This is a genomic window from Enterobacter cloacae complex sp. SHL001 (assembly GCF_049236825.1).
Classification (GTDB): domain Bacteria; phylum Pseudomonadota; class Gammaproteobacteria; order Enterobacterales; family Enterobacteriaceae; genus Enterobacter; species Enterobacter hormaechei_C.
Genome location: NZ_JBMKIP010000001.1, coordinates 1,041,562 through 1,061,334, shown reverse-complemented (window position 1 = coordinate 1,061,334; position 19,773 = coordinate 1,041,562). Strand labels below are relative to the sequence as shown.

Below are 19,773 nucleotides of genomic sequence, written 5' to 3'. Positions count from 1 at the left end.
TTGTGCCACACTTGTATTCGTTATGTGAATAAAACGACATCAGATGGGATCGATCCCGCTGGTGCATTGATGATAAGGAGACTTCAATGAAACTCGTGCCTATGCTCAGTGGTGTAGCAATTGCGGTAGCGTTGTCCGCCTGTGCTGGTAAGAGTGCCGATGTACCGGTGCCAACAGCAAGCGCAAACGGGATTAACACCCTTTCACAGCAAGCTATTCAGCAGCCAAATGTTTCCGGTACGATCTGGATCAAACAGAAGGTTGCGCTGCCGCCGGATGCGGTTTTAACGGTCACGCTGTCTGATGCTTCCCTGGCGGATGCGCCGTCCAAAGTGCTTGCGCAGCGCGCGGTTCGTACAGAGGGTAAACAGGCGCCGTTCAGCTTTGTGCTGCCGTACAACCCGTCTGACGTGCAACCCAATGCGCGTATCCTCCTGAGCGCGGCGGTAACGATCAACGATAAGCTGGTCTTTATCACCGATACCGTGCAGGAAGCGGTCAACAAAGGCGGCACCAAAATCGACCTGACCCTGGTACCGGTGCAGCAAACTGAAGTACCTGTTGCAACGCAGAACAATCAGCCGACTCTGCCTACACCGCCAACACAGCTGTAATTCTCTTTCGCCCTCTCTATGTTGACGGGAGAGGGCGTCAGTACTCCCAGCGATACTTCTGCATATCAATTTGTCCTGCCCCGGACACCTGCACCCCTTCTGAAAGTAAAGCCTGACGCTGGCGCTGCAAGTCTGGCCCGGTGAGGGAAATGGCGCCATGGCGATTGACGACCCGGTGCCACGGTAACGTGCTTCCTTCCGGTAGCCTCCTCAGCACGCCGCCTACCTGACGCGCCGCGCGCGGAGAACCCGCCAGCCGGGCGACTTCCCCATAGGTCGTGACACAGCCTTCCGGGATCGAGGCTACGATTTGCCACACTCGCTGTGGGAAAGTGTCATGTTCGTCCATTGTTTCTCCTGCGGGAAATCAGCGAAGGGTAATGTTATACGAAGATAAAGAAGATTGTCGGGGCAGTTTGCGCAATAATCCAGCATCCGGTTGCCAGCGGCTTGCAATTGAGGTGCTCCACAGGGATAATGCGCCAGCGCGTTGGTTATCAACGCTCTCAATGGGGGCTCTGTTGGTTCTCCCGCAACGCTACTCTGTTCACCAGGTCAGGTCCGGAAGGAAGCAGCCAGGGCAGACGACGTGGGTGCCGGGATGTAGCTGGCAGGGCCCCCACCCATTTGTGCTCCTCTCCAGTCGTTCCCCTGAATAAACCTTCTAAATTATGTGACTATTGTATTTTTTGTAATGCAACCTTCATTTAACTGAAATAATAATGTCATAAACCTGTAATAATAGACTGTCATTTTATTTTTCGATGCCTTTATTCTGTCATAAGCTAAAAAATATATATCTGGATAACAAACTTATCTTCGTGTATTAAATTAAACACGTGTTCCGAAAGGATGTGACAATCATGGTTACTGCGGTTTTAAACGTTAAAATTGATGAAGCGCTAAAAGAAAGACTTCGCCACTATGCGGAAGACAATAATGAGAATTTAAGCGTGACCACAGAGAAACTGCTGCTGCTGGCATTTGAAGCAGTAGAAGAGGCGGGAGTATCGGAAGAGGATGTTGATAATCAGCATACGGAAGAAGAGAGCGTAACTCCATTTACTCCTAAAGAAATCAAAGCACTACGTAAACTTCTGAAGAAGAGAAAATGAAACAACAACTATCGACTGCCAGTGACTACAACGAGGCCTGCAATCTGTTACGTTCCGGCTACGTGAAACATGTTCGTCTTGGCTGGAATGTAGGAAGTGATGAGTTCTTTCGTATTGCGTCTGACTGGTGTGATACCGGTGCAAAAATAAAGAAAGAAGGGGATAATTTCATTATTTCGCTGAAAGGCTTCCCGATTCCACCTCAACATTAAGTTGTTCTTCATGAAAACTGCTGACTGCATGCGATACAGTCAGCAGTTTTTATTGTTTCTGGCGAATAATTTACACCAGGCTCCGTTTTACTGGCGCTACACTTTTATTTAATGCACGCCACAGCGGTTTGATCCGCAATAATGCCTCTTCAAGTTCTGGTGAACTGAGTGAGAAGGGCATACGCAGGTAGCGGTCAAACGCGCCTGATAGTCCAAAACGCGTGCCGGTGCCCATAATGATGCCTGTCGTTTCGGCGCGTGCCGCCAGCTGTGTCGCCAGCATGCCGGGTAATTCAATCCAGTATGAAAGCCCTCCCTCCGCTTCCTGAAACCGCCATTCGGGGAAATGTTCCCGCAGCATCTGGCCGCAGCGGTCGCGCCGTTCTGCCAGCATTTGCCGCCGGGCAGGCAGGAAGGTTGCACTGTTTTCGATAAGCCACAGCGTGGCCAGCTGTTCCAGCACCGGAGAGCCCAGATCCAGCGTGTCGCGCGTTTGCGCGAGGGTGGCGATAGTGCGTGACGAGGCGCGGATCCAGCCGAGACGCAGCCCACCCCAGAAGCTTTTGCCTGCGGAACCCAGCGTCATCACCGTGGCCTCCGGGTTAAAGGCGGCCAGCGGCGGCGGCGGGGGAACATCGAACCAGAGATCTACCATGGTTTCATCCACCACCAGCGTGGTGCGGGTCTGCGCGGCGATGTCGGTTATGGTCTGGCGCGTCGCGGCATCCATGCAACGTCCGGTTGGATTATGAAAATCCGGCATCAGATAGGCCAGACGCGGGGCGGTCTGGGCAAGCGTTGCGGCAAAACCGTCGGTATCCCAGCCCGTTTCAGGCAGCGAAACGCCCACGGGCCGGCATAGCGCCCCCTGAATAGCGGCTATCGCCAGCGGGTAGGTGGGATGATCCACCACCACGCGATCCCCGGGACCGGTCATCATTCTTAAGATCAGGGCGAAGCCGCTGACGGCGCCGTTCACTACCATCACTTCGTCTGCCCGGGTGGGCAGACCGCGTGCGGTGTAGCGGGCGGCAATAGCTTCACGCAGCGCCGGAAGCCCAAGCTGATCGTACCCGGTCAGCGCCAGATTCGGCGTGATGGCCGTCAGCGCGTGGGCGTAGGCCTGGTGGATCTCTGGTCCCGCGTTGAGTGCGGCGGTTGAGAGATCCAGCGCCGCGCTGGCAGTAGAAAGCGTGGGCACGGCGCGGCGGTCTGGCAGGATCGCCCGCGAACCGCTGCCGTGACGGCTCTCCAGATAACCCTCTTCCCGCAGATGCGCCAGCGCGCTGCTGATGGTGGTGCGGCTTACGCTCAGAGCGGCGGCCAGTTCCCGCTCTCCGGGCAGGCGCGTGTTTAACGCCAGCCTGCCATCCAGAATTAACAGGCGTAACGCGTCAGCCAGCTGGCGCCACAGCGGGGTGCGGGAAGAGGCTTGCTGCCAGTGCCCTAACAGGCGTACCAGAGACTGGCTTCCAAAACGACGTGATGACATATGCAGTCCACTATTTGAAAACTGGACATTAATCATAGTGCCATTTTCACCGAAGATGGAACCTGGTTCTTCGGAGAAGAGAAAATGGTACGTCGTCTGGTACAACTTTATGTCGGTTTAGGCCTGTACGGGCTTTCAACCGCGATGTTTATTCGTTCGGATCTGGGTGTCGACCCGTGGGATGTCTTTCACCTTGGCGTCGCCATCCAGACCGGGATGAGCATCGGCACGGTGATTATTTTAACCGGGGCCGCGGTGCTGCTGCTGTGGATCCCGCTGCGTCAGCTGCCGGGACTGGGTACTATCAGTAATGTGATTTGTATTGGTCTGGCGGCCGATGCGTCAATGGCGCTGATCCCTGAGCTCACCTCGCTGCCCGTGCGCATCACCCTGCTGGTTTCCGGCATTGTGGTTAACGCCCTTGCCACCGGGATGTATATCGGCGCGGGTTTTGGCGCAGGCCCGCGCGATGGTCTGATGACCGGCATACATGCCCGGCTGGGCTGGTCGATCCGCAGCGTGCGTACCGCGATCGAGGTGACCGTGTTGATCGTCGGCTACCTCCTCGGGGGAGCGTTTGGCGTTGGAACCGTACTGTATGCATTAACCATCGGCCCGCTGATCCAGCTCTGTTTGCCGTGGTTTCGTCAGGGACCGCGCATTCAGAAAGCCGCGCGGCCGGAGCGGATTGTTTAATTTTGCGAAGCGCTCACAGGCTATGATGGCGTAACTGTGTCAGAATAGAGACTTCTCTTTTTACGACGCCAGAATGTATGAAAGCGATCACTCTTTATGACGTTGCCCGCGTGGCGGGGGTTTCCTATCAGACCGTTTCCCGGGTGATTAACGACGCAGAACACGTTTCTGCCCGTACGCGGGAAAAGGTCCGGCAGGCCATGGCGGCGCTACACTATGTGCCTAACCGTGGCGCGCAGCAGCTGGCCGGGAAACGTACCCGCACGCTGGGGCTAATGACCAGCGATCTGGCGCTGCATGCGCCGTCGCAAATCGCCTCAGCTGTAAAATCCCGTGCAGTGGAGCAGGGGGCTAGCGTACTCATCTCCATGGTGGAGCAACCCGCGCAGTGTCAGGCTGCTTTGCAGGAATTACTGGCGCAGCGCGTGGAGGCGCTGCTGGTGAACGTTCCGCTGGAAGATGCACAGGCAGAAATGCTTCAGGAAATGGCCTCGCCGACCCCGGTTCTTTTTCTCGATGTTTCCCCCACAGCTCGGGTTAACAGCCTTGTTTTCAATGCCGAACAGGGCGCTGGCCTGGGGGCAGAGCATCTGCTTTCGCTGGGGCACCAGCGAATTGCACTGCTCGCCGGGCCGGAAAGTTCAGTCTCTGCCCGGGCTCGTCTGGCGGGATGGAAAACCACGTTGGCTCAGGCCGGTGTGGAGGCGTTTGCGGTGGCGCAGGGCGACTGGAGCGCGGCCTCGGGCTATGAGAAAGGGCATCAGCTCCTGGCGGGCGCGCAGCTGCCGGAGGCGATCCTCGTCGCTAACGATCAGATGGCGCTTGGCGTTTTACGCGCCTGTGCGGAAAAAGGCGTTGCGGTACCGGGGCAGATCTCGGTTGTCGGGTTTGATGATACGGCTGACAGCGCGTGGTTTTCACCTCCGCTCACCACCGTTCGGCAGGCGTTCCGCGAGGCCGGTGAGCGCAGCGTGGAGTGGCTGATGGCACCTGACCATCACGACGAATGCTGGCAGGAACAACTTCCCGTTACGTTGATAGTACGTCATTCCACCGCGCCGCGCGCCGCACAGCAGGCCGATCGTGAAGATCTGGCGCAACAGCTCAGAACGCTGGCGCTGCTGGCGGAGAAACTGGCGCGCAGCTAGCACTTTTGTGATCGTGCTCGCCTGGTGACGATCAAAGTCTTTACCGCCACCGTTTACCAGGGCATGTTGGCTGAAATTGTGAGCGCTTCGCAAAGAGGTTGATATGTCTTCTACATTGCCGCTGACCCTCAGCGCACTTCTGGCGCGTCGTGACTGGGAAAACCCGGGCGTGACGCAGTGGAATCGTCTGGCCACACACGCGCCTTTTCATAGCTGGCGCGATGAAACCTTCGCCCGCGAGGATAAACTTTCGCTAAGCAAGCGTCTGCTTAACGGCGTCTGGCGATTCAGCTTTTTCCCGGCGCCAGAGCAGGTTCCCGAGGCATGGATAACGGACGATCTGGCTGACGCCGTTGAGATGCCCGTGCCGTCGAACTGGCAGATGGAGGGATTTGACACTCCCATCTATACCAACGTCACCTATCCGATAAATGTGAACCCGCCGTATGTTCCGGCTGAAAACCCAACTGGTTGTTACTCGCTCACATTTGAGATGAATGACGCCTGGCTGTGCAGCGGGCAAACCCGCATTATTTTTGACGGGGTGAATTCAGCTTTTCATCTGTGGTGTAACGGCCAGTGGGTGGGCTATTCGCAGGACAGCCGTCTGCCTGCGGAGTTCGATCTCAGCGCGGTGCTGCGACCGGGGCAGAACCGTCTGGCGGTGATGGTGTTACGCTGGTGCGACGGAAGCTACCTGGAAGATCAGGACATGTGGCGGATGAGCGGCATTTTCCGTGACGTCTCGCTGCTGCACAAGCCGGAAACGCGAATTGCCGATTATCAGATCGTGACCGATCTGAATGCCGAATGCGATCGGGCGATACTCCGGGTTGACGTTGCGCTGGAAGGCTCACGCTACGCCGAATGTGAGGTGGCGTTTACCCTGTGGCGTAACGGCGAAGCCTGCGCGCAAACCACGCAGCAGCCCGGATCGGCCATCGTGGACGAACGTGGCAGTTGGGCAGAACGGCTCACGGTGGCGATCCCCGTGAACGCTCCCGCGCTGTGGAGCGCTGAAACACCGGAATGCTATCGGCTGACAATGTCGCTTCGGGATGCGCAGGGTAACGTGCTGGAGACTGAAGCCTGCGATGTCGGTTTCAGACGCGTCGAAATCAGCAACGGCCTGCTGAAGCTTAACGGCAAACCGCTGCTGATCCGCGGCGTGAACCGTCACGAACATCATCCTGAGAAGGGGCAGGTGATGGATGAGGCGACCATGCGCCGCGACATCGAACTGATGAAGCAGCATAACTTCAACGCCGTGCGCTGCTCGCATTATCCGAACCATCCTCTGTGGTACACGCTTTGCGATCGCTACGGCCTGTACGTGGTCGATGAGGCGAATATTGAAACCCACGGCATGGTGCCGATGAGCCGCCTGGCGGACGATCCGCGCTGGTTGCCTGCCATGAGCGAACGCGTAACGCGTATGGTGCAGCGGGACCGGAATCATCCGTCCATCATCATCTGGTCCCTGGGGAATGAGTCCGGGCATGGGGCGAATCACGATGCGCTGTACCGCTGGCTGAAAACCGCCGATCCCACGCGGCCGGTGCAGTACGAAGGCGGTGGCGCCAGTACGGCCGCTACCGATATTGTCTGCCCGATGTATGCCCGCGTCGATCAGGATCAGCCATTCCCGGCGGTGCCAAAGTGGTCGATTAAAAAGTGGATCGGCATGCCGGACGAAACCCGTCCGCTGATCCTGTGCGAGTATGCCCACGCGATGGGCAACAGCTTTGGCGGCTTTGCCAGCTACTGGCAGGCATTCCGCAGCCATCCCCGGTTGCAGGGCGGGTTTGTCTGGGACTGGGTCGATCAGGCGCTGACGAAAAAAGCGGAAGACGGCACGGCATACTGGGCCTACGGCGGCGATTTTGGCGATAAGCCCAACGACCGTCAGTTCTGCCTCAACGGGCTGGTGTTTCCCGATCGCACTCCGCACCCCGCCCTTTACGAGGCGCAGCGTGCCCAGCAGTTCTTTACCTTTACGCTGGTGAGCACCGTTCCGCTGGTCGTCGATATCCAGAGCGATTATCTGTTCCGTCATACTGACAACGAGCATCTGCGATGGTCAGTGGCGCGTGACGGTGCGGTATTGGCTTCCGGCGAAACACCCCTTTCTATTGCGCCTCAGGAGACGCAGCGCGTTGAGATCCCGCCGCCTGAGCTTGATGCTGAGCCGGGCGAGGTCTGGCTCAACGTGGAGATCGTTCAGCCGCAGGCCACGCCGTGGTCGCCGCCCGGCCACCGTTGTGCCTGGGATCAGTGGCCGCTCCCGGCTCCGCTGTACCTTGCGCCACCGAAAGCAGGCGGAACCCCTCCGCAGCTAACGGTGCAGGACGAAGCGCTGGACATTACTCATCAGCAGCAGCGCTGGCAGTTTAGCCGTCTCACCGGAAACCTGACCCAGTGGTGGAACGAGGGCGCTGAAACGCTCCGTTCCCCGCTAACGGATAACTTCACCCGCGCGCCGCTGGACAATGACATTGGCGTCAGCGAGGCGACCCGCATCGATCCGAACGCGTGGGTGGAACGCTGGAAAGCGGCAGGGATGTATGGGATGTCCGCGCGCCTCCTCCAGTGTGAAGCGGAGCAGCATGCCCGTGAGGTGGTGGTGACCACGCAGCACGTCTGGGAGCATCAGGGTAAAGCGCTGTTTATCAGCTGCAAGCTCTGGCGGATTGATGACCACGGGGTGCTGCACGGTGATGTGCAGGTGACGGTGGCGTCTGACATTCCTGAGCCCGCTCGCGTGGGCCTGAGCGTTATGCTGGCGGATATCCCGGAAACGGTGCGCTGGCTGGGGCTAGGCCCGCTGGAGAACTATCCGGACAGAAAACTGGCGGCGCAGCAGGGGCGCTGGGCATTACCGCTGGAAGAGATGCAGACGCCGTATATCTTCCCGACGGAGAACGGTTTGCGCTGCGACACCCGCGAGCTGACGTTTGGCTCCCATCAGTTGCAGGGACAGTTCCATTTCTCCCTGAGCCGTTATAGCCAGCGGCAGCTGCATGAGACAACGCATCAGCATTTGCTGCGGGAAGAGGCTGGCTGCTGGTTGAATCTTGATGCGTTTCACATGGGCGTAGGGGGGGACGACTCATGGAGCCCGAGCGTAGCCCCGGCCTTCATTCTGCAAAACCGCCGGCTGCGCTACACGTTTAGCTGGCAGCAGAACGGCTGAGCCGACACGTGCGGCCACTGCCGTGGCCGCAATGCTTATCTCAGGATCCCGCTTGCGCCGTGAATGCTCATATAAATCCCGACTACCGCGATCAGTGCCGCTGAGATCCACGGCGCCTTGCGCGAAAAGGCGCTAAAGCCGGGCCAGCGCTTCGCCGCATGTTTCATGCTTAATGCGGCAATTGCGCCAGAGGCGACGAGAGTGAGCGCCAGTCCGATACTGAAACTGAACACCAGCGTGGCGCCGAGCGCGAAATGTTTCAGTTGCAGGCAGATCATCAGCACCGTAATGGAGGCCGGACAGGGGATAAGCCCACCGGTCAGGCCGAATAGCGCGATTTGCCCGGTGGTGACCTCTTTACCGTTGAAGCGTCGGTTAATGTCCTGGGCGTGTGCGCGCTGGTGGGCATCCTGCCACTCCTCTTCAACCAGAGGAGACGTGTGGTCGTGATGATGCGCGTGGTCGTGATGATCATGATGGTGATGATGATCATCATGGTGGTGATGCGGCTGGCTCTCCTGCCAGGTTCGCCACGCCATCCACAGGGCGATCAACACGATCAGAACCCCGGAAATCAACTGAAACCAGGGCTCAGATGTATCTGCGTCCCATCCCCGACCAAACCCTAATCCTGCCATCGCAATGATCCAGACGACCGCCGTATGAGACAGCGTTGCGGACAACCCAAGCAACACAGCCTGTTTCAGCGTACCGCGGATCGCCACAATGAAAGCCGCCATCATTGTTTTTGAATGGCCTGGCTCGAGGCCGTGGAGCGCGCCAAGCAGGATGGCGCTGGGGACAAACAGCCAGGCGTTACCCTGCTGAAGAAGAGAAGAAAAAGCGTTCATTGAACATTCCGGGGTGGAAAACATGCCGAGAATACTACTCCCCCCCAGTAGTATAATACTACCCCCCAGTAGAAAAATACCCAGGGGGAGTAGAGCGTGATATGCTTTTTACGCCACCTAAGAGGAGCTAAGCGATGTCACACACAGTTCGTGATAAAAAGAAGTTATTGACCCGCCTGAAAAAAATTCAGGGGCAAAGCGCTGCGCTGGAAAAAATGCTCAACAGCGATCATGAATGCGCCGAGGTGTTACAGCAGCTGGCGGCGATCAGGGGCGCGGTAAACGGCATGATGATGCAAGTAATTGAGGGACATTTAACCGATCACGTGGTGAAAGAGCCAGAGGAAGCGCAGCGCGAGGCCGATCTCGGGGTCGTGATGCAGGTGATCAAATCGTACCTTAAGTAATGTGCTTCTCCAGGTTGTGCCCGGCCCAGAGAATGAAATCCTCTTTAGGCAGTGCCTTGCTGAAATACCAGCCCTGGCCGTACTGCACGCCGTGGCGATGCAACCATTCAATCTGCCCTTCAGTTTCAATGCCTTCTGCGACCATCGCCAGTTTAAGCGATTTGGCCATTTCGATGATGTGGGGAGTCACGTTCTTGTACTCCAGCGCATCCACAAAGGATTTATCAATCTTCAGGGTATCGACATCCAGGTCCTGCAAATAGCTCAGGCTGGAGTAACCTGTACCAAAATCATCAATGTAGATAGCGTGCCCGGCGCGGCGAAACGCAGCGATGGCAGGCACGCTGACGGCGGGATCGGCAAAGCCGCGCTCGGTTAATTCAAGGGCGATCTGGCGCGGGTGGACGCCCCATTTGTTGAGCAACTGACTCAGCTGGCGAGGCAACTCGGGGGACGTTAAATCCGATGGCGCAAGGTTGACAGAAATGTGCAGTTCCGGATGATGATGCAGCCAGGCGCCTAAATCCTCAAACACCTTATTCACCACCAGCTGCGTCAGCGTTGAAATAAGCCCCGTCTGCTCAGCCAGCGGCACAAAGAGATTGGGCGACAGGTGACTGCCATCTGGCTGCGGCCAGCGCATCAGCGCTTCAGCACCCACCAGTTTTCCACTGCACAGCGCCACGATGGGCTGATAGTAAACTTCGATCTCCCGGTTGTTGATCGCGTCGATCAGGCGGTTACGCGGGGATAACAAACGGCGGAGGATGCGCAGGACAATAAGGGCAGCAGCCAGGCTTAGCAAGATGCCAGCCGGTAGCCAGATGATCAGCTGCTGGTGCCAGGATTCCGCCAGCGGTTTTAACGACGCCCACGCGATCACCGTAAACCCCAGTTCGGGTACAGGTTTCAACACGTACATCGAGCCGTTGTATTGTACGCGCGTAACGTCCTGCTGCTCCTTAACGACAGAAAGAATATACGGGTCGACAATATTGCTTCTGGCAAATATCCGATGGGTTTCACTGCCCACCAGGGCGGCATCCATCGAAATTTCACCAAACGGGACAACATCCACAAGCGAGGCAGGATCAACCATCACCAGATAATGTCCTTTCCCCAGAACGGCCATATAGCGGTGAATGCCGAGGTCGTTTTGCGAGGTGAGCCACGCGCTATACCCGTCTGCGGTGATCCGCATCGGGGGCGGTAAGATCGCCGTATTACTGGATTGTTCAAGGGATGAGCAGAGCGGCTTCAGGTTATCGATATACATCACTTCCTGAATATAGCGCCATGAGAATTCAACCCGACGCATTTCGCGTAAATGCGGGGGAGTGCAGGGTGGGGCGTGGAATGTCTGTAGGTGCGTGAGCGCCTGTTTTGCCTGCGCAACGACTCTGTCGGTACGGATCAGGACGCGCGAGGCATAGCTGTCCAGAGCGTCCACAAATTTATCCTCTGCCTGACGATGCGCCAGCCAGATACTGAGGCACACAGGGACCAGCACAGAGAAGATCAGTATGCCTGTTACCAGGCTGACCAGATGTCGGGTTCGCATGCTGCTTTATCCTTTCCATATGCCCACCTTGGGCCTGGAGTTTGCGCGCCAGAAGAAAAAGTTTTTTATCGCTAAATGATATAGTTATAGCATGTGACAGTCTCAGGCAGGTATCTGAATCAACCTTTCAAAAACAGGCTGTGCGTGACAGGGGTTGTTTTTGCAGCAAAGCTCAGATAGTATTTTGTTATGTTATAACAATACATGAAGGCCAGAGATGAAACCGAATATCCATCCAACCTATCGCACCGTTGTGTTTCACGACACCACGGCTAATGAATACTTTAAAGTCGGCTCAACAATTAAGACAGACCGTGAAATTGAGCTGGAGGGGAAAACGTATCCCTACGTTACCCTTGATGTCTCCTCTAAATCACATCCGTTTTATACCGGGAAACAGAAGACCTTCTCGACGGATGGCAGCGCGGCACGCTTCCGCAAGCGTTTTGGTGGCTTTCTTGATGCGAAGCGAGGCTAATCATGCAGGTGCTGAACTCGTTGCGCAGTGCAAAACAGCGTCACCCGGATTGCCAGATAGTCAAACGCAAGGGACGCTTATACGTGATCTGCAAATCTAACCCGCGCTTTAAGGCGGTGCAGGGACGTAAAAAAAGACGCTAAACGCGCGTCTCTCGCCAGCTTTCCAGGGCGCTTTTCTGTTTGCCATCGGCGGTAAAATTGTCGGTGGCAAGCCAGCTTTCAAACGCGCTCGCCAGCGCTGGCCACTCTTTGTCGAGAATTGAAAACCAGTCGGTGTCCCGGTTTCGGCCTTTAATGACCAGCGCCTGGCGAAAACGCCCTTCAAACTGAAAGCCCAGACGCAGAGCCGCTTTGCGGGAGGGTTCGTTCAGGCTGTTGCACTTCCATTCATAACGCCGGTAGCCCAGGGTATCGAACACGTACCGCATCAGCAGATACTGCGCTTCTGTCGACATGGGCGTGCGACTTAACAGTGACGAGAAGTGAACATGTCCCACTTCCACAACGCCGTTTTTAGGATCGATCCGCATCAGGGACAGCGTCCCGACAGGAGACTGGGTCTGGTTATCGATAACGGTAAAGTGGATGGGATCGGCTAATTCGCTCACGCTCGCCACCCATTCGGCAAACTCCTCTGCGGTGGCATCGGGTTCACGCAGCAGCCACGTCCAGCTTCGGGTATCTCCGGCCAGGGAATACGCAGAGAACAACGCCGGGGCATGCTCCACGCGCAGCGGCTCAAGCCGACAATAGCGACCCTGAAGTATCACCCGGGACGGGTGCGGGCGAGGCTGCCAGTCGAAAAGGCTTTCACCTACAGGTTGTCCAAACTCATTGAATGTATTCATCTTTATTCCCATCATATTGAAAAGATCTCCAGATTAATGAATTGCTGGTTCCTTAAAAAGAACCACCAGGCTATGTTTTTCTGGTACCACGAGGAGGAATGATGAATATACCGGGTGATGAGCTTTACACCTTGCTCCATGCTGCGCTGAAAAAACGTGGGGAAGAGACGCTCCAGCGTGCGCTCTATCTTGCTTTGCGGGAGGCCATACTGTGCGGAAGGCTTCGGTCCGGCAGCCATTTGCCCGGCTCGCGAACGCTGGCGCAGCAGATCTCGGTGTCCCGAAACACCGTCAATGCGGCGCTGGACCAGCTCACGCTCGAAGGTTATTTGCTGCGTAGCCGCCAGGGTACGCGGGTGGGGCAATTCGCTCCTCGGACGATTACCCGGACATTACCGGACCCGGACGTCAGGCTGACAAAACGTGTCGCCCTGCTGCCCGCGCCTGTGCTGCGCGACACCCCGGTGATGGCGTTTACGCCGGGAACGCCTGCCATCAACTATTTCCCCTTACCGCTGTGGCGGCGGTTGTACGATCGTGTTCTGCGCGAGGAGGGAAGCACCCTGTTAGGGTATGGCGACCCGGCCGGCGAGCCGACGCTGCGGGCCGCCGTTGCCCGCCACCTTGCGCTGTCCCGCGGCATTGACTGCGATGCCAGCCAGATTGTGATAACCGAAGGGGCGCTGGAGGGCGTCAATCTGTGCACGATGCTGTTAAGCGAGCCGGGGGATGTTGCCTGGGTGGAAAATCCCGGCTATAGCGGCGCCAAAAGCGCTTTCGTCAAAACCGGCCTGGCGATGTCCGGCATACCGGTGGATGACGAGGGGATGTGCTGGGAAGGGCTGTCTGCGCCTTCACCCACGCTGATTTTTACCTCGCCATCGCATCAGTTCCCTTGCGGAAGCGTGCTCAGCGCGCGGCGGCGTCTGGCGCTGCTGGAACTGGCCCGGCAGCACAGCGCGTGGATCATTGAGGATGATTACGACAGCGAATTTCGTTATACCGGTGAGCCCGTCCCGGCGATGCTCGGAATGGTCAACAATGCGCCCGTTGTGTATCTGGGGACGTTCAGCAAAACGCTGTTTCCATCGCTCCGGATGGGGTTCATGGTGTTACCGCCAGCGCTGGCGAAGGCGGCGCGTCCGGCCATCGGCTCGCTGCTGCGCGGCGGGCATCGCGCTGAACAGCGCACCCTGGCGCTGTTTATTGAGGAAGGCCACTATGCACGACATCTTGCCGCCATGCGCCGCCTTTATCGTAAGCGTTACCGCCAGCTGCGGGAGGTGCTGAGCGCAGAGCTTCATACGCCGCACCGTGTTCTTGCCGGGGAAGGGGGAATGCACCTGACGCTGGCGATTGACGGTATCGACGACCAGCGGCTGGTGGAGCAGGCGAGAGCGCTTCAGCTGGCACCCGCTGCGCTGAGCGGGTATTACCTTGAGACGAAGCAGGGGCAAACCGGTCTGGTTTTAGGTTACGGTAATACCTCTGCTTCGCAGTTTGCGCCGGGTATCCGACGTCTTCAGGCGCTCATTACACAGCAGTGGGGCGGGAAAGGGTAAAGACATCATAAAAAGAGAGCTGGCCCTTAGTGATGACCATTTTCTGCAACTTCTCTTTTTGCCCGGCTTCGACGGCCGGCGAGAGCAGGATATTGTCGATCAGCTCCTTCGGCACGTAACGCGTGTTGTACCACTCCCCGTTGTAGCACACGCGGAAATCGAGTACGTCGATATCTTCATACCGGTAACGCGGATTGACGTCGAAAAAGAAAAATGCGTTAAACACCACGAACAGCACAACCAGTAGCCAGACGGAATCGACCAGTGTTTCAGACTTCAGCATGACGATAAGCGTTGCCAGCCAGGCGGCGTACATGGCGACGAACAATCCGGGGTGTTTGCGAATAAAGCTGATGCTAAAGCGCGGGCGATTGTCGCGCTTTTCGCGGGTATTGAGATCGTCGATGGTGGCGGTAAGCAGGCGCTGTATCTCTGTCATTTTTTGCCTTTATGATTGTTAAAAATACAGGTGATCTGCCTATTTTATGAGAGGGGTTTATGCGATGAAAGTAACAGTTATGCCAGGAAAAAGCATAACAGTTACTCAGGATGCGCTTAGATCATTTTAATGATTTTCGCCGGATTCCCGCCCACTACCGCATTGGCCGGCACGTCTTTGGTCACTACCGCGCCGGAAGCGATAACCGCATTATCGCCAATGGTCACGCCTGGATTAATCACCGCGCGTCCGCCGATCCAGACATTATCACCAATGGTGACCGGTTTACCGTACTCCAGCCCGCTGTTACGTTCGGTCGCGTCCAGAGGATGCGTGGCCGTATAAATGTGCACTCCCGGCGCAAGCATACAGTTATCGCCAATGCGGACAGGGCAGACGTCCAGCATGACGCAATCGAAGTTAGCGTAAAAATTGTTGCCCAGATAGATGTTATACCCGTAGTCGCAGCGGAAGCTTGGCTCTATATAGGCACCTTCGCTTTGACCCAGCAGGTCAGCTAATAAGGCGCGACGTTCGGCCTTCTCATCGGGTGCGGTATGGTTATAGCGGTGAACAAGATGACGCGCGCGTAAACGGTCAGCCCTCAGCGTGTCATCGCCAGGGCGGTAATATTCACCTGCAATCATCTTCTGTTTTTCTTCACTCATGGGAACCTCTCTGGAATCGTTTTACGCAGCGTAAAGAGGATTAACCAGAAAGGGAACGTTCCCTAAAAGTGGCTGTGACGGGAGTCACAACATTCTTGCGCATAAATACGTTTTATACGGGAACCTGGCGTTTGCATTTGAAGCGTAATTCGAAAGGTAAATTCAGCTTAACAACGGGCGTAATGCCTTTACAGTCTCTCTTCAACGATTAACGAACAAATTTCCACACCGAAGAGGGGATCTTGTCATACAGTTTATTCATGGTCAGCTCAGCAAGACGATGGTCGGCAGCTGAATAAAATACCGCCAGTTCATTATCAGACAGCTCGTATTTATTTTTCTCAATAACTCGTTCAAGGGTGTCAATTGACTGGCAGCGTCGCAGGCGCATCAAATAATCGACTTTTGTTAATGGTTTATCAGACATAAATTCACCTTAGTAATTGTAATAATTTTAACAGGAAAGACTAACCGGATTAGCTCTGCTGACATTAGTGAAGCAGCGAAATAGACGGTTTCCTGATTTACGCCATTTCTGCAAATCCTGTGCGTTAATGCCGTAGCTGCTGAACAACATAAAGGTGTCGTCCAGGTATTCATCAATTTGCTCTATCAACTTATTATCTTCATTGTACTTAATTTTATAATTAAGTGCGAAGGTGGCGATATGCTCGATCAGCTCGTTGAGCTGTAAATTGATAGCAGACGTTGGATCGTTCACCCAGCCATGGTTACTTTCTTCAAGATTGGCAAGGCAGTCATGGTACAAGGATTCGCAGAGAAATTTCAACTGCGCGATATCATGCCTTTTTGGCGAGTACTCGTCCATAGCGCATCCCCTTCTGAGTGATTTTTTACTCACCGAACATCATGTCGGGATGGATACAACTTGCTTAGCCACACGGGAGCTGTGTTCCTGATAACTCTAACTATAAGCCACTCTGATCAAGATTTCACCGCGCTATTACGAAAAATTACAATTAAATCGTTACTGTTCGAGCCTTTACGCAAATCTACCTTTTGCAGCGAACGCGTTAATCAATAAAAAAGACGATTTTTATCGGTTCCTTAGAATTCATTGAGTTAGCGCAAAGTTTCATGTGAAGTCCGAAACCAGATATCTTCAGATATTTTCCATTGCTTAGGAATAGTCCGAATAATTTACGTCACGAAATGATAATAAAAGAATGCTGAGTTCCTGGTGTAAGTTATCGGCCTATTATGATAGGCCTTATTAAAAAGGAGGAAAATAAATAGAAAGGCAATAGGTCTATTTTATGATTTTTTCTGAAAAAGAAAAAGGCCGCAAATGCGGCCTTTTTATCATGTGAAACCGGTATCAGTGATGTTCTACCGAATGATTGTGCTCAACGTCTTCATTCTTACGGCTGAAGCGGCGGCGAACCACCACGAAGAACACCGGTACGAAGAAGATCGCAAGAACGGTCGCGGTTACCATCCCACCCATTACGCCGGTACCTACTGCGTTCTGTGCGCCGGAGCCCGCGCCGGAGCTGATAACCAGCGGCATAACGCCGAGGATAAATGCCAGGGACGTCATCAGGATTGGACGCAAACGCATACGAACGGCTTCCAGCGTTGCTTCAATCAGGCCTTTTCCTTCTTTCTCCATCAGATCTTTGGCGAATTCCACGATTAGTATCGCGTTCTTCGCCGACAAGCCAATGGTTGTCAGCAGGCCCACCTGGAAGTAAACGTCGTTGGTCAGCCCACGGAACGTTGCGGCAAGCAGCGCACCGATAACCCCCAGCGGAACCACCAGCATAACGGAGAATGGAATCGACCAGCTCTCATACAATGCCGCCAGACACAGGAACACCACAATCAGTGAAATGGCGTACAGGGCAGGGGCCTGGTTACCGGACAGACGTTCCTGATAGGACATGCCGGTCCAGTCGTAGCCGACACCCGCAGGCAGTTTGCTAGCCAGTTCTTCCATCAGGTTCATGGCTTCACCGGTGCTTCGGCCCGGCGCTGCCTGACCGAGGATTTCCATCGATGGCAAGCCGTTATAACGCTCCAGACGCGGTGAACCGTATTCCCAGCGCGAGGTTGAGAAGGCGGAGAATGGCACCATCTGGCCATCGCTGCCGCGAACATACCAGTTGTTGATATCGTTCGGCAGCATACGGTATTGCGCTTCGGACATCACGTAGACTTTCTTCACGCGACCACGGTCGATGAAGTCGTTGACGTAGCTGCCACCCCAGGCTGCACCCAGCGTGGTATTAATGTCGCTGATGGAAACACCCAGCGCCTGCGCTTTTTCCTGGTCGATATCGATCTTGTACTGCGGCGTATCTTCCAGACCGTTAGGGCGAACGCCCACCAGCAGGTCAGGGTGTTTTGCCACCTCGCCAAACAGCTGGTTACGCGCCTGAGTCAGTTTTTCGTGGCCCAGACCGCCCTGGTCAATCAGCTGGAAGTCGAAGCCGGTCGCCGTACCCAGTTCAACAATCGCTGGCAGGTTAAAGGCGAAGACCATCGCATCTTTAATCTGTGAGAAGGTGCCCATCGCGCGGCCGGTAATGGCTTCTACCTTGTTCTCTGCGCCCGGACGTTCAGACCAGTCTTTCAGAGAAACGAAGGCGATACCGGTGTTCTGACCACGACCCGCGAAGCCAAAGCCGTTAACCGCAAACACGGATTCGACGTTGTCTTTCTCTTTGGTCAGGAAGTAGTCGGTCATCTCATCCAGCACCTTTTGCGTACGCTCTTGCGTCGCACCGGCCGGAAGCTGCGCCATACTCAGGAACACGCCCTGATCTTCATCTGGCAGGAACGAGCTTGGCAGACGAACGAACAGGAAAGCCATGCCCACCACGATGATGATATAGAGCAGCAGGTAACGACCGGTGCTGCGCAGGATATTACCCACGCTGTCGGTGTAGTGGTGCGTACTCTTATCAAACATGCGGTTGAACCAGCCGAAGAAGCCTTTATGCTCGCCGTGACCGCCTTTCTGAATCGGCTTCAGCATCGTCGCGCACAGGGCTGGCGTCAGGATCAGTGCAACCAGTACCGACAGCGCCATCGCCGAAACAATGGTGATGGAGAACTGACGGTAAATCGCACCGGTAGAGCCGCCAAAGAAGGCCATCGGGATAAATACCGCAGACAGTACCATCGCGATACCGACCAGCGCGCCCTGGATCTGGCCCATTGATTTACGGGTTGCTTCCTTCGGCGGCAGGCCTTCTTCCGCCATGACACGCTCGACGTTTTCGACCACCACGATGGCGTCATCCACCAGCAAGCCGATGGCGAGCACCATCCCGAACATCGTCAGGGTGTTTATCGAGTAGCCAAATATCGCCAGCACCGCGAAGGTCCCGAGCAGTACAACCGGCACGGCGATGGTTGGGATCAGCGTTGCGCGGAAGTTTTGCAGGAACAAGTACATCACCAGGAAGACGAGAATGATCGCCTCAACCAGGGTTTTCACCACTTCGTGAATCGAAATTTTAACGAATGGCGTGGTGTCATACGGATAAACGATTTTCAGACCTGACGGGAAGAACGGTTCCATCTTCTTCAGTTCTGCACGGATAGCCGTCGCGGTGTCCAGGGCGTTCGCGCCCGTCGCCAGTTTGATACCCAGACCGGAAGCCGGTTTACCGTTGAACTTCGCAATGATGTCGTAGTTCTCACCGCCCAGCTCAACCTTCGCCACGTCACGCAGGCGAACCTGCGAACCGTCCTGATTCACCTTCAGCAGAATTTTGCTGAACTCATCGGCGGAGGTCAGACGCGTTTGCGCGATGATCGACGCGTTAAGCTGCTGGCCTTTCACCGGCGGTGTACCACCCAATTGACCGGCGGCAACCTGGGCGTTCTGCGCTTTAATTGCGCTGATCACGTCAACCGGCGTCAGCTGGAAGTTGTTCAGTTTATTCGGATCCATCCAGATACGCATCGCGTACTGGGAACCGAACAGCTGAACGTCACCCACACCAGACGTACGGCTGATGGCGTCCTTCATGTTGGCGCCCACGTAGTCGGAAATATCCTCCTGCGTCATGGTGCCGTTGGTGTTGATCACGCCGACAACCATCAGGAAGCTACTGGACGATTTCTCGACGCTCACGCCCTGCTGTTGTACTTCCTGCGGCAGCAGAGGCATCGCCAGCTGCAATTTGTTCTGCACCTGAACCTGTGCAATGTCCGCATCCGTACCGGATTCAAAGGTCAGGGTGATCTGAACCGTACCGGTTGAGTCACTGTTTGAGGACATGTACATCAGGTTATCGATACCGTTCATGTTCTGTTCGATAACCTGCGTAACGGTATCCTGCACCGTTTTGGCATCAGCGCCCGGATAGGTTGCGGAGATCGTCACTGCCGGCGGCGCAATCGTTGGATATTGCGCGACAGGCAGCTTCAGGATCGCAAGTCCCCCGGCCAGCATGATGATTATGGCGATCACCCACGCAAATATGGGGCGATCGATAAAGAAATTAGGCATG

20 protein-coding genes and 1 other RNA gene are annotated in these 19,773 nt (G+C 55.6%); 11 read left to right on the top strand and 10 right to left on the bottom strand.

Going from position 1 to position 19,773, the window contains the following annotated elements; genetic code table 11:
- The first annotated feature begins 86 nt into the window (after positions 1 to 86).
- Positions 87 to 614: a YbaY family lipoprotein gene (locus tag ACOTYH_RS05180; RefSeq protein ID WP_017383199.1), complete on the top strand. Its 528-nt coding sequence runs from the start codon at positions 87 to 89 to the stop codon at positions 612 to 614.
- A gap of 37 nt (positions 615 to 651) precedes the next feature.
- On the opposite strand, the gene ACOTYH_RS05175 is transcribed toward ACOTYH_RS05180, so the two are convergent.
- Positions 652 to 963 carry an MGMT family protein gene (locus ACOTYH_RS05175; RefSeq protein WP_003859016.1) on the bottom strand — a complete coding sequence of 104 codons (312 nt, stop codon included), beginning with the start codon at positions 961 to 963 and terminating at the stop codon, positions 652 to 654.
- 170 nt (positions 964 to 1,133) lie between these two features.
- Here ACOTYH_RS05175 and ffs point away from each other — a divergent pair.
- From ffs to ACOTYH_RS05160, 3 genes are all read left to right on the top strand, one after another.
- Positions 1,134 to 1,230: signal recognition particle sRNA small type (gene ffs / locus ACOTYH_RS05170), an RNA gene on the top strand.
- A gap of 247 nt (positions 1,231 to 1,477) precedes the next feature.
- Positions 1,478 to 1,729 (top strand): hypothetical protein, encoded by a 252-nt coding sequence (locus ACOTYH_RS05165; RefSeq protein WP_006809862.1) that lies wholly within the window; start codon positions 1,478 to 1,480, stop codon positions 1,727 to 1,729.
- Positions 1,726 to 1,941 (top strand): hypothetical protein, encoded by a 216-nt coding sequence (locus tag ACOTYH_RS05160; protein ID WP_015571263.1) that lies wholly within the window; start codon positions 1,726 to 1,728, stop codon positions 1,939 to 1,941. Before ACOTYH_RS05165 ends, ACOTYH_RS05160 begins: the two co-directional genes overlap by 4 nt.
- A gap of 70 nt (positions 1,942 to 2,011) precedes the next feature.
- Here ACOTYH_RS05160 and ACOTYH_RS05155 read toward each other — a convergent pair whose 3' ends face one another.
- On the bottom strand, positions 2,012 to 3,433 hold the full coding sequence (locus tag ACOTYH_RS05155; RefSeq protein ID WP_045614997.1) for a PLP-dependent aminotransferase family protein: 1,422 nt from the start codon (positions 3,431 to 3,433) through the stop codon (positions 2,012 to 2,014).
- 84 nt (positions 3,434 to 3,517) lie between these two features.
- Between ACOTYH_RS05155 and ACOTYH_RS05150 the strand changes: the two genes are divergently transcribed.
- The 3 genes from ACOTYH_RS05150 to ACOTYH_RS05140 all read left to right on the top strand — a co-directional run bounded on the left by ACOTYH_RS05150 (position 3,518) and on the right by ACOTYH_RS05140 (position 8,470).
- Positions 3,518 to 4,129, top strand: a complete 612-nt coding sequence (locus ACOTYH_RS05150; RefSeq protein WP_015571261.1) for a YczE/YyaS/YitT family protein — start codon at positions 3,518 to 3,520, stop codon at positions 4,127 to 4,129.
- Between the two features lie 77 nt (positions 4,130 to 4,206).
- Positions 4,207 to 5,277 carry a LacI family DNA-binding transcriptional regulator gene (locus tag ACOTYH_RS05145; protein ID WP_063659020.1) on the top strand — a complete coding sequence of 357 codons (1,071 nt, stop codon included), beginning with the start codon at positions 4,207 to 4,209 and terminating at the stop codon, positions 5,275 to 5,277.
- 103 nt (positions 5,278 to 5,380) lie between these two features.
- Positions 5,381 to 8,470 carry a beta-galactosidase gene (locus ACOTYH_RS05140; protein WP_063413622.1) on the top strand — a complete coding sequence of 1,030 codons (3,090 nt, stop codon included), beginning with the start codon at positions 5,381 to 5,383 and terminating at the stop codon, positions 8,468 to 8,470.
- A gap of 35 nt (positions 8,471 to 8,505) precedes the next feature.
- On the opposite strand, the gene ACOTYH_RS05135 is transcribed toward ACOTYH_RS05140, so the two are convergent.
- Entirely contained in the window at positions 8,506 to 9,321 is an 816-nt protein-coding gene (locus tag ACOTYH_RS05135) for a nickel/cobalt efflux protein RcnA (RefSeq protein ID WP_045907189.1), read from the bottom strand.
- A gap of 134 nt (positions 9,322 to 9,455) precedes the next feature.
- On the opposite strand from ACOTYH_RS05135, the gene ACOTYH_RS05130 reads away from it, so the two are divergent.
- Positions 9,456 to 9,728, top strand: coding sequence for a metal-sensing transcriptional repressor (locus ACOTYH_RS05130; RefSeq protein WP_015571258.1), 273 nt, complete (start codon positions 9,456 to 9,458; stop codon positions 9,726 to 9,728).
- Here ACOTYH_RS05130 and ACOTYH_RS05125 read toward each other — a convergent pair.
- On the bottom strand, positions 9,721 to 11,289 hold the full coding sequence (locus tag ACOTYH_RS05125) for an EAL domain-containing protein (RefSeq protein ID WP_015571257.1): 1,569 nt from the start codon (positions 11,287 to 11,289) through the stop codon (positions 9,721 to 9,723). The genes ACOTYH_RS05130 and ACOTYH_RS05125 overlap by 8 nt on opposite strands.
- Before the next feature lie 217 nt (positions 11,290 to 11,506).
- On the opposite strand from ACOTYH_RS05125, the gene ACOTYH_RS05120 reads away from it, so the two are divergent.
- Together ACOTYH_RS05120 and ykgO are read left to right on the top strand one after the other, a co-directional pair.
- A complete protein-coding gene (locus ACOTYH_RS05120) occupies positions 11,507 to 11,767 on the top strand; it encodes a type B 50S ribosomal protein L31 (RefSeq protein ID WP_015571255.1) in 261 nt (86 codons plus the stop codon).
- Between the two features lie 2 nt (positions 11,768 to 11,769).
- Positions 11,770 to 11,910: a type B 50S ribosomal protein L36 gene (gene ykgO, locus ACOTYH_RS05115; RefSeq protein ID WP_003859006.1), complete on the top strand. Its 141-nt coding sequence runs from the start codon at positions 11,770 to 11,772 to the stop codon at positions 11,908 to 11,910.
- Here ykgO and ACOTYH_RS05110 read toward each other — a convergent pair.
- Positions 11,907 to 12,617 carry a GNAT family N-acetyltransferase gene (locus tag ACOTYH_RS05110; protein WP_047057871.1) on the bottom strand — a complete coding sequence of 237 codons (711 nt, stop codon included), beginning with the start codon at positions 12,615 to 12,617 and terminating at the stop codon, positions 11,907 to 11,909. The two genes, ykgO and ACOTYH_RS05110, sit on opposite strands and share 4 nt — an antisense overlap.
- Positions 12,618 to 12,718: 101 nt before the next feature.
- Here ACOTYH_RS05110 and ACOTYH_RS05105 point away from each other — a divergent pair, with 101 nt between their 5' ends.
- Positions 12,719 to 14,179, top strand: coding sequence for a PLP-dependent aminotransferase family protein (locus ACOTYH_RS05105; protein WP_058689252.1), 1,461 nt, complete (start codon positions 12,719 to 12,721; stop codon positions 14,177 to 14,179).
- Here the strand turns inward: ACOTYH_RS05105 and ACOTYH_RS05100 are convergent.
- The 5 genes from ACOTYH_RS05100 to acrB all read right to left on the bottom strand — a co-directional run bounded on the left by ACOTYH_RS05100 (position 14,151) and on the right by acrB (position 19,772).
- Entirely contained in the window at positions 14,151 to 14,618 is a 468-nt protein-coding gene (locus ACOTYH_RS05100) for a YlaC family protein (RefSeq protein WP_023296041.1), read from the bottom strand. The genes ACOTYH_RS05105 and ACOTYH_RS05100 overlap by 29 nt on opposite strands.
- 116 nt (positions 14,619 to 14,734) lie before the next feature.
- A complete protein-coding gene (gene maa, locus ACOTYH_RS05095; protein WP_015571251.1) occupies positions 14,735 to 15,286 on the bottom strand; it encodes a maltose O-acetyltransferase in 552 nt (183 codons plus the stop codon).
- A gap of 208 nt (positions 15,287 to 15,494) precedes the next feature.
- Complete coding sequence (locus ACOTYH_RS05090; RefSeq protein WP_015571250.1) at positions 15,495 to 15,713, bottom strand: HHA domain-containing protein; 219 nt, start codon at positions 15,711 to 15,713, stop codon at positions 15,495 to 15,497.
- A gap of 27 nt (positions 15,714 to 15,740) precedes the next feature.
- Positions 15,741 to 16,115, bottom strand: a complete 375-nt coding sequence (gene tomB / locus ACOTYH_RS05085) for an Hha toxicity modulator TomB (protein ID WP_006809850.1) — start codon at positions 16,113 to 16,115, stop codon at positions 15,741 to 15,743.
- A gap of 510 nt (positions 16,116 to 16,625) precedes the next feature.
- Complete coding sequence (gene acrB, locus ACOTYH_RS05080; RefSeq protein WP_015571248.1) at positions 16,626 to 19,772, bottom strand: multidrug efflux RND transporter permease subunit AcrB; 3,147 nt, start codon at positions 19,770 to 19,772, stop codon at positions 16,626 to 16,628.
- Between the last annotated feature and the right edge of the window lies 1 nt (position 19,773).

Excerpts from the sequence above, each read along its gene's own strand:
- ACOTYH_RS05105 (WP_058689252.1), top strand. The coding sequence starts at position 12,719 with ATGAATATACCGGGTGATGAGCTTTACACCTTGCTCCATGCTGCGCTG.
- ACOTYH_RS05140 (WP_063413622.1), top strand. The coding sequence starts at position 5,381 with ATGTCTTCTACATTGCCGCTGACCCTCAGCGCACTTCTGGCGCGTCGT.
- ACOTYH_RS05180 (WP_017383199.1), top strand. The coding sequence starts at position 87 with ATGAAACTCGTGCCTATGCTCAGTGGTGTAGCAATTGCGGTAGCGTTG.
- ACOTYH_RS05110 (WP_047057871.1), bottom strand. The coding sequence starts at position 12,617 with ATGAATACATTCAATGAGTTTGGACAACCTGTAGGTGAAAGCCTTTTC.
- ACOTYH_RS05155 (WP_045614997.1), bottom strand. The coding sequence starts at position 3,433 with ATGTCATCACGTCGTTTTGGAAGCCAGTCTCTGGTACGCCTGTTAGGG.
- ACOTYH_RS05135 (WP_045907189.1), bottom strand. The coding sequence starts at position 9,321 with ATGAACGCTTTTTCTTCTCTTCTTCAGCAGGGTAACGCCTGGCTGTTT.
- ACOTYH_RS05160 (WP_015571263.1), top strand. The coding sequence starts at position 1,726 with ATGAAACAACAACTATCGACTGCCAGTGACTACAACGAGGCCTGCAAT.
- ACOTYH_RS05100 (WP_023296041.1), bottom strand. The coding sequence starts at position 14,618 with ATGACAGAGATACAGCGCCTGCTTACCGCCACCATCGACGATCTCAAT.
- ACOTYH_RS05120 (WP_015571255.1), top strand. The coding sequence starts at position 11,507 with ATGAAACCGAATATCCATCCAACCTATCGCACCGTTGTGTTTCACGAC.
- ACOTYH_RS05150 (WP_015571261.1), top strand. The coding sequence starts at position 3,518 with ATGGTACGTCGTCTGGTACAACTTTATGTCGGTTTAGGCCTGTACGGG.
- ykgO (WP_003859006.1), top strand. The coding sequence starts at position 11,770 with ATGCAGGTGCTGAACTCGTTGCGCAGTGCAAAACAGCGTCACCCGGAT.
- ACOTYH_RS05130 (WP_015571258.1), top strand. The coding sequence starts at position 9,456 with ATGTCACACACAGTTCGTGATAAAAAGAAGTTATTGACCCGCCTGAAA.
- maa (WP_015571251.1), bottom strand. The coding sequence starts at position 15,286 with ATGAGTGAAGAAAAACAGAAGATGATTGCAGGTGAATATTACCGCCCT.
- ACOTYH_RS05125 (WP_015571257.1), bottom strand. The coding sequence starts at position 11,289 with ATGCGAACCCGACATCTGGTCAGCCTGGTAACAGGCATACTGATCTTC.
- ACOTYH_RS05090 (WP_015571250.1), bottom strand. The coding sequence starts at position 15,713 with ATGTCTGATAAACCATTAACAAAAGTCGATTATTTGATGCGCCTGCGA.
- acrB (WP_015571248.1), bottom strand. The coding sequence starts at position 19,772 with ATGCCTAATTTCTTTATCGATCGCCCCATATTTGCGTGGGTGATCGCC.
- tomB (WP_006809850.1), bottom strand. The coding sequence starts at position 16,115 with ATGGACGAGTACTCGCCAAAAAGGCATGATATCGCGCAGTTGAAATTT.
- ACOTYH_RS05145 (WP_063659020.1), top strand. The coding sequence starts at position 4,207 with ATGAAAGCGATCACTCTTTATGACGTTGCCCGCGTGGCGGGGGTTTCC.
- ACOTYH_RS05175 (WP_003859016.1), bottom strand. The coding sequence starts at position 963 with ATGGACGAACATGACACTTTCCCACAGCGAGTGTGGCAAATCGTAGCC.
- ACOTYH_RS05165 (WP_006809862.1), top strand. The coding sequence starts at position 1,478 with ATGGTTACTGCGGTTTTAAACGTTAAAATTGATGAAGCGCTAAAAGAA.